Annotated in this window: 8 protein-coding genes and 1 pseudogene; 4 read left to right on the top strand and 5 right to left on the bottom strand. The window is 70.9% G+C overall.

Translation table 11 applies throughout. The features are described 5' to 3' along the window. Nucleotides 1-282: pseudogene (locus tag VOI19_RS10410) on the bottom strand (hypothetical protein); the annotation flags it as partial. A 136-nt stretch (nt 283-418) separates the two neighbouring features. Here VOI19_RS10410 and VOI19_RS10405 point away from each other — a divergent pair. Both VOI19_RS10405 and VOI19_RS10400 read left to right on the top strand, forming a co-directional pair. Then, nucleotides 419-1,381, top strand: coding sequence for a heme o synthase (locus VOI19_RS10405; protein ID WP_323792895.1), 963 nt, complete (start codon nt 419-421; stop codon nt 1,379-1,381). Nucleotides 1,382-1,476: 95 nt separating this feature from the next. Continuing rightward, the gene (locus VOI19_RS10400) at nt 1,477-2,184 is read left to right on the top strand and encodes a class I SAM-dependent methyltransferase (protein WP_323792894.1); all 708 of its coding nucleotides are present in this window, start codon (nt 1,477-1,479) and stop codon (nt 2,182-2,184) included. Between the two features lie 28 nt (nt 2,185-2,212). Here VOI19_RS10400 and VOI19_RS10395 read toward each other — a convergent pair whose 3' ends face one another. The 3 genes from VOI19_RS10395 to VOI19_RS10385 are packed head-to-tail and all read right to left on the bottom strand — an operon-like array spanning nt 2,213 to nt 4,817. Next, nucleotides 2,213-3,130 carry a COX15/CtaA family protein gene (locus VOI19_RS10395; protein WP_323792893.1) on the bottom strand — a complete coding sequence of 306 codons (918 nt, stop codon included), beginning with the start codon at nt 3,128-3,130 and terminating at the stop codon, nt 2,213-2,215. Then, complete coding sequence (locus VOI19_RS10390) at nt 3,127-3,879, bottom strand: ABC transporter permease (RefSeq protein ID WP_323792892.1); 753 nt, start codon at nt 3,877-3,879, stop codon at nt 3,127-3,129. The genes VOI19_RS10395 and VOI19_RS10390 overlap by 4 nt, the downstream gene beginning before the upstream one ends. Further along, nucleotides 3,876-4,817, bottom strand: a complete 942-nt coding sequence (locus VOI19_RS10385) for an ABC transporter ATP-binding protein (protein ID WP_323792891.1) — start codon at nt 4,815-4,817, stop codon at nt 3,876-3,878. Before VOI19_RS10385 ends, VOI19_RS10390 begins: the two co-directional genes overlap by 4 nt. Nucleotides 4,818-4,884: 67 nt before the next feature. Here VOI19_RS10385 and VOI19_RS10380 point away from each other — a divergent pair, with 67 nt between their 5' ends. Further along, complete coding sequence (locus VOI19_RS10380) at nt 4,885-5,253, top strand: hypothetical protein (RefSeq protein ID WP_323792890.1); 369 nt, start codon at nt 4,885-4,887, stop codon at nt 5,251-5,253. Nucleotides 5,254-5,393: 140 nt separating this feature from the next. On the opposite strand, the gene VOI19_RS10375 is transcribed toward VOI19_RS10380, so the two are convergent. Continuing rightward, a complete protein-coding gene (locus tag VOI19_RS10375) occupies nt 5,394-6,980 on the bottom strand; it encodes a hypothetical protein (protein WP_323792889.1) in 1,587 nt (528 codons plus the stop codon). A gap of 106 nt (nt 6,981-7,086) precedes the next feature. Between VOI19_RS10375 and VOI19_RS10370 the strand changes: the two genes are divergently transcribed. Beyond that, a partial coding sequence (locus tag VOI19_RS10370; RefSeq protein WP_323792888.1) for a helix-turn-helix transcriptional regulator occupies nt 7,087-7,417 on the top strand: 331 nt, incomplete at its 3' end.

Genomic DNA, 7,417 nt, shown 5'->3' with positions numbered 1-7,417 from the left:
CAGGACGAAGCGGTCGCGCGCGATCCACTCCGGGTCGGCCGGGTCGTGGCGCATGACCTTCTGGAACAGCAGGTAGGCCACTGGTGCCAGGCTCATGGCGGTGCCGGGGTGGCCGTTGCCGACCTTCTGCACGGCGTCCATCGCGAGAACTCGCGCGGTGTCGACGGCCTTGGCGTCCAGGTCGGTCCAGTCCAGTGAATCAGGCGTGCTCACGATGCTCCTTCGAAGGCTCCAGGGCGGAGCGGCAGTGCTGTGTCCTCGGGCAGTACGGAGCCTACTCATGTCGAGCGATAGACTCACACCGCCTCGGCGGGTGTGGACACACCCCCGTCGCCTATCCTGGGGCCAGGAAGCCGGTCCACTCGGGCGGTCCAGCGCTAACCCGCACCAGCCAGCATCAACCCAGCAGAGGACGTTTGTGACCTACGTCGGCGAATCCCGCCCCGCACTCCCGGGCGCGGACGACTCCTCGGGCCCGCAGACCGGTGCTCCGGGGTTCAAGGACGTCGTCGCGGCGTACGTCGGGCTCACCAAGCCCCGCGTCATCGAGCTGCTCCTGCTCACCACGGTCCCGGTCATGTTCTTCGCCGCCCGCGGGGTGCCGCCCCTCGGCCTGGTCGTCGCCACCGTCATCGGCGGCACGTTGTCGGCAGGCTCGGCCTCGGCCTACAACTGCGTCTACGACCGTGACATCGACGAGCAGATGCGTCGTACGCGTCGCCGGGCCCTGCCCCGTCACATGGTCAGCCCGCTGGCCGCACTGATCTTCGCCACCGTCCTGGCCGTCGTGTCGACCGTGGTGCTCGCCGTGTTCGTCAACCCGCTCTCGGCCGCTCTCTCGCTCGGCGCGAACGCGTTCTACGTGTTCGGCTACACGATGATCCTCAAGCGCCGCACCACCCAGAACATCGTCTGGGGCGGACTGGCCGGGTGCTTCCCGGCCCTCATCGGCTGGACCGCGGTCACCAACGAGCTGTCGTGGATCCCGGTGATCCTCTTCGCCGTCGTCTTCTTCTGGACCCCGCCCCACACCTGGGCACTGGCGCTGCGCTACCGCGAGGACTACGCCAACGTCGACGTCCCGATGCTCCCGGTGGTCAAGAACGCCCGCGAGGTCGGCCGTCAGATCGTCCTGTACTCCTACGTGATGGTCGCCACCTCGCTCCTGCTGTGGCCGGTCGCCGGCACCGGCCCGGTCTACCCGATCGCCGCCGCTGTCCTCGGCGCCGTGTTCCTGGTGGAGGCGCACCGCATGTGGGGCCGTGCCCGCGGCACGGAGGACCTCAGCGTCATCCAGCCGATGCGGCTCTTCCACCACAGCAACCTCTACCTGTCACTGCTGTTCGTCGCTGTCGCGCTGGACCCGCTCCTCTTCCGCTGACGCCTCGGGCTCGCCTGCGCGTCGAGAGGGTTCGGCACGCGGTCGCGGGGTAGGACTGCGTCATGTCGGACCCGACGAGTGCGTCCTCTGCCCCTGTGATCTCTGCTGCGACCGGCCCCGACGCCTACGAGGGCTTCGCAGCTGAATACTCGGCGAGGAACGAGACCAGTCTCTTCAACGCCTACTACGAGCGCCCGGAGATGCTCCGACTCGCAGGTGAGATCTCCGGGCTGAGGGTCCTGGACGCCGGCTGCGGCTCGGGGCCCCTCTCAGCAGCGCTGGAGGCCAGGGGCGCTGTGGTGTCGAGCTTCGACCTGAGCCCGGACATGGTGCAGCTGGCCCAGGAGCGGCTCGGTGAAGACGCAGACGTTCGGGTCGCAGACCTCGGCGCGCCGCTGCCGTACGACGACGACTCGTTCGACGTCGTCGCCGCCTCGCTCGCCCTCCACTACGTCGAGGACTGGGAGGCCGCACTGGCCGAGCTGCATCGGGTGCTCGAGCCCGGCGGTCGCCTCACCGTCTCGATCATTCATCCCATGGTCTACGCCATCGTCTATCCCGACGCCGACTACTTCGCCCTGAGCCGGTACTCCGAGGACTACGAGTACGGCGAGCAGACGGTGTGGATGACCTACTGGCACCGCCCCCTGCAGGATGTGATGAACACCTTCATCGGCGCACGATTCCGCATCACGCAGGTCACCGAGCCGGCGCCGGCCGCGGACACCCCGGCGGAGCTACTTCCCCACGCGGACGGCGGGGCCTTCATCTGCTTCCTGTTCTTCGAGCTCACCGCCTGCTGACCTGGCAGCCGGAGCGGCGTCGCGGACCTCAGGAGGAGACGCGATGCGCGTCCGGGACCGAGGCGGAAGCCGCAGCGTCGTCCAGCAGCACGACCTCGAGCACCACCCAGGTCACGGTGGCCGCGATGAGTCCGGCGCCGAGCAGGTGGAAGCCGACCAGGATCTCCGGCAGACCGGTGACGTACTGCACGAAGCCGATGGCGCTCTGCGAGGCCTCGACGGCGAGCAGGACCAGGACCGCGCGCAGCGCCGGCCCACGACCCCGGGTCGCCCAGACCGCGAAGAGCGCACCGAGCGTGAGGCCGATGAAGAGGAAGACCGCGTCGGTGTGCAGCTGGCTGATCTCGACGGTGTCGAGGCCGTTGCGCGGGGTCGCCGCATCGCCGGCGTGCGGACCCGCACCGGTCACGAAGGTGCCCAGGATGAGCACGACCCAGGCGGAGGCGTAGAGGGACCACGCGAGAGCCGGCAACGGCCCACCGCGCAGCCAGCCGGCGTCGGGGTGGTCCAGGCGGCGCAGGAACAGCACCGCGACGCCCACCATGGCCATCGAGACGAGCAGGTGGAACCCGACGATCCAGGGGTTGAGGCCGGTCAGCACGGTGATGCCGCCGATGACGGCCTGCGCCGGGATGCCGAGCGCGAGTATCAGGGCGAGGCGTCTCAGGTGTCGCCGTCCGCTCTGGACGGCGGCCACGAAGGTCGCGATCGCGATCGCGGTCAGCACGAACGTGAGCATCCGGTTGCCGAACTCGATGGCGGTGTGGATGTCCATCTCGCCCTGGGGCCTGAAGGAGTCCTCGGTGCAGCGCGGCCAGGTGGGGCAGCCCAGGCCCGACCCGGTGAGGCGGACGGCGCCGCCCGTGACGACGATCCCGATGTTGGCGACCAGGCTCGCCCAGCCGAGCTGACGCACGTACGGCGCCAGGTGGACGAGACGGCTCATTCCCACGTGAAGGTCCTAGCGGTGGCGACGGCCCCGACGACGGCCCACACGGCCAGGACCACGAGGTCCCGCACGGCGACGGTCGACTCGGAGAGGGCGGCGCGCATGGCTTCGCCGAGCGCACCCGAGGGCAGGAAGGCGACGACGTCGCCAAAGGATCCGTAGGCCGAGACCGGCAGGACGACGGCGCCACCGGCGAGCAGCAGGAGGTAGATGAGGTTGGCGGCCGCGAGCGTCGCCTCGGCACGCAGCGAGCCGGCCACCAGCAGGCCGAGCCCCGCGAAGGCAGCGGTGCCGAGCACGACGGCGAGGAGCAGGGCGAGCACGTTGGCGTCGGGGTCCCACCCGAGCGCGAAGCCCACGCCCGAGATCACCGCGACCTGGAGCACCTCGACGGCCAGCAGGGCGAGGACCTTGCCGCACAGCAGCCCCGTGCGCGAGAGCGGCGAGGTGCCGAGCCGCTTGATGACGCCGTAGCGCCGCTCGAAGCCGGTCGCGATCGCCAGCGACGTGAACGACGTCGACATGATGGCGAGCGCGAGGACGCCGGGGGTGAAGGTGTCGACGCCGTAGGAGAGGTTGACCCGGTCGGCGCCCCGGACACCGCCGATCAGCACGATCACCGGGATCACCACGGCGAGCAGCAGCTGCTCGCCGTTGCGCAGCATCAGGCGGGCCTCCATCGAGGCCTGCGTGGTCACCTGACGCAGGAACGGCGCGGCGCCGGGCGCCGGGGCAAAGGTGCTCATGCGGGCTCTCCCTGGGACGACGCGGTCAGCTCGAGGAAGACGTCCTCGAGGTTGCGCTGGCCCAACGTCAGTGACTCCGGGAGCACGTCGTTGCTCTCGCACCACCGCGAGACCTTGGCCAGGGTGGAGGAGTCGGCCGGGCCGGTGACGAGCAGCGAGACGGCGTCGAGCTGCGTGACCTCGGTGCCCTCGCCCAGCGCTGCTCGCAGGGACTCCGGGGCGCTCGGCGGGAACGGCTCGGTGACGACGAGTCGGATCGTGGCGCGGGTGCCGCCACGCGTGAGCTCCAGCGGCGTGCCGGAGGCCACCAGCGAGCCCTTGTCGACGATGTGGACGCGGTCGGCGAGGCGCTCGGCCTCCTCCATGTAGTGCGTGGTGAGCACGACCGTGACGCCGTCGCCGCGCAGCTCCTCCAGGAGCTCCCAGACCGTACGGCGGACGGCCGGGTCGAGCCCAGCGGTCGGCTCGTCGACGAAGACCAGCTCAGGGCGGCCGACGAGCGCCATCGCCAGGCCGAGGCGCTGCTGCTGGCCGCCGGAGAGTCGACGGTAGGGGGTGCGGCCACAGTCGTCGAGACCGAGTCGGTCGACCAGGATGGCGGGGTCGAGGGGGTGGGCGTGGAGGCGCGCGACGTGACGCAGCATCTCGACGGCTCGCACACCGCTCCACGCCCCGCCGCTCTGAAGCATCACGCCGATCCGCGGGAGCAGCTCCTTGCGGTCGCGGATGGGGTCGAGGCCGAGCACGCGGACGGTTCCCTGCTGCGGTCGGCGGTAGCCCTCGCAGGTCTCCAGGGTCGTCGTCTTGCCGGCGCCGTTAGGGCCCAGGACGGCCGTGTTCGTGTGGCGCTCGACCGCGAGCGAGAGTCCGGCGACGGCGACCTTGGCGCCGTACTGCATCACCAGCCCGTCGACGAGGACGGCAGGTGAGTCGGGCACACCCTGAGTCTAGGAGGCACCTCGCACCCCCCGGAGGGCGAGGTGCCGCAGCACCTAGGCTGGCGACGTGAACGACGTGATCACCGCTGCGGTCTACGTGCTGGGCGGGGCGAGTGCCCTGGTGGCCCTGGGGCTGGTCATCCGCGACGAGGTCGCGCAGGACCGCACCTTCGGGCTGCTCGCCCTCACCGAGCTCGTGCTCCTCGTGCAGCTGGTGGTCGGGTGCGTGCTCCTGGCGGGCACCGACCGCGACGTCGAGGGCGTGCTCTTCGTGAGCTACCTCATCGGGGTCGCCCTGGCGCTCCCGATCGGTGCCTTCTGGTCGCTGGCCGAGCGCACCCGGTCCGGCACCGGCGTGCTGGTCGTGGCGGCCCTGACCGTGCTCGCGCTCCAGGTGCGTCTCGTCGACATCTGGAACGGCGGCTTCGGTGCGTGACCTGTCCTCCGGACCCGGCCGGATGCTCGTCTTCGTGTACGGCGTCTTCGCGGTGGCCGCGACCGGCCGCTCCGCGATCCAGCTCGGCACCGATGCCGGCAGCGCGCCGTTCGCCTACTCGCTCTCGCTGGTGGCTGCGGTCATCTACCTCGTCGCCACCACGTGCCTGCTGATCGGCGGTCTGCGTGCCTGGCGCGTGGCGGTGGTGGCGTGCGTCGTCGAGCTGGTCGGCGTGCTGGCCGTGGGCGCCTTGTCCTATCTCGACACCTCGCTGTTCCCCGACCGCACCGTCTGGTCGTACTTCGGGCAGGGCTACGCCTACCTGCCGCTCGTGCTGCCGTTCCTCGGGCTCGCCTGGCTCCGGGCCACCCGACCCGAGCGGACCTTCTCAGGGAGTTCCTGACGTTCTCAGGGGTAGCTCTCCCTGAGAACGTCGGGAATCCCCGGTGAACCGGGTAGGTCAGCCGCACCGGCCCCGAGGCGCGAGCGATGCCGCCGATCTGGGCCGCCACGGGCGCCGGGTGCGTGTCCCACGCAGGAGTCAGGTCGAGCGCCTCGACGAGGCGGTGCAGCGCCGTCGTCATCGCCGCCAGCGAAAAGGGCTGGGCAGGACACGTGTGGCGGCCGTGGCCGAAGGCGGTGACCAGCTGCGGTGAGGTGAGCTCGCCGGTGTCGCGCAGGCGGTGCCTGTCCCACCGCCAAGGACGCCAGGCGTCCAGTCCCGGGGCAGCAGAGGTGTTGAGCAGGGGGAGCAGGGTGGCGATCGTCCAGCCGGCCGGCACGTCGTAGACGGCGTCGCCGACGTCGAGGCGCACCGGACTCAGGACCGACCGGGCCATGATCGAGCGCTGCGCGAGCCGGGTGGACTCCAGGGCGCAGCGTTGCGTGTGGTCGCTGTCCCCGGCGCGGACCCGGGCGAGGGCGTCGGGGTGCTCCAGCAGGTCGACGAGCGCCCAACCCAGGGCTGCGTGCAGGTTGGACATGGAGGCGACGTGGATCAGGACGACGTCCAGCGCGACGCCGCGGCGTCGTACGGCGTCGTCCTCGCCCGCCCAGGAGGCGACGATCCGCTCGAACAGCTCGGTCCCGGCGTCGGACCCGCGGGCATCGACCAGGGCGCCGACGATCTCGACGACCTCCTCCATCGCGGCGAGCTCGGCACGCTTCCCCGTGGCGGCCACGGCCGCCATCGCGTCCGGGTGCACGAACGCGTCGGAGCCGTCGAGGGTGTCGAAGGCGACGACCAGGCGGTCGAAGGCGGCACCCGACGCGGCCGCAGGGCCGATCCAGGAGGCGAGCCCGAGACGGTGCCCGAGGCGGCGGGTGAGGTCGAACACGTCGGCAGTGCCGGCCGAACCGAGCTCGGCCAGGGCGTCGTCGAGCGCGTGATCGAGGTGCGACAGGTAGCCGGCCACGTCTTCGCGGCCGAAGAGGGTCCCCGGCAGGGTGCGGCGTCCCTCGAAGAGCACGTCGGGCAGCTTGCGTCGCAGCATCAGGTAGTCGGCGACGCCCTTGCTGGCGACGTCCTCCTTGAGCCCGTAGAACGACTCCACGCCGGTGGGGGAGAAGGTGAAGACGTAGCGTTCGCGTCCGTGCTCGATGGTGAAGGTGTCGCCGTAGCGGGCGCGCGCCGCGGCGATGTCGGCGACGGCGTCCTGCACCGCGACGTGCCAGGGCAGCCCGTGGCCGACAGCGTGCGGGGGACTGGGGAGCATGGCGGCAGGCACCGCGCCATCCTGTCAGCGCTGACAAAACTCCGTCGCGCAAGGCGTTCGAAGCGGGTTAGGTGGACCTTCCTTGAAGGAGCCGGGGTATTAACGGCACACTGGGGTTGTGGAATTCATCCAGGGCGACCTCACGACGCGGCAGCGCGTTGCTCGGTCGATCCTGGTCGAAGGGCCCTCGACCGCCGCGGTGCTGGCCGATCGACTCGACCTCACCCCGGCTGCCGTGCGGCGCCACCTCGACCACATGGTCGAGGACGGCACCCTCGAGGCGCGCGACCAGCGTCCCGCAGGGTCGCGCGGCCGTGGCCGTCCGGCCAAGGCCTTCGCGCTCACCCAGTCGGGTCGCGAAGGCTTCGAGAAGCAGTACGACGACCTCGCCGTCCAGGCTCTGCGCTTCGTCGCCGAGACCGGTGGCGAGCAAGCCGTGCGCGAATTCG

This window comes from Nocardioides sp. (assembly GCF_034670285.1).
Classification (GTDB): Bacteria; Actinomycetota; Actinomycetes; order Propionibacteriales; family Nocardioidaceae; genus Nocardioides.
Note: the sequence above shows the minus strand (reverse complement) of the source record. Positions and strands in the feature narration are given on the sequence as shown.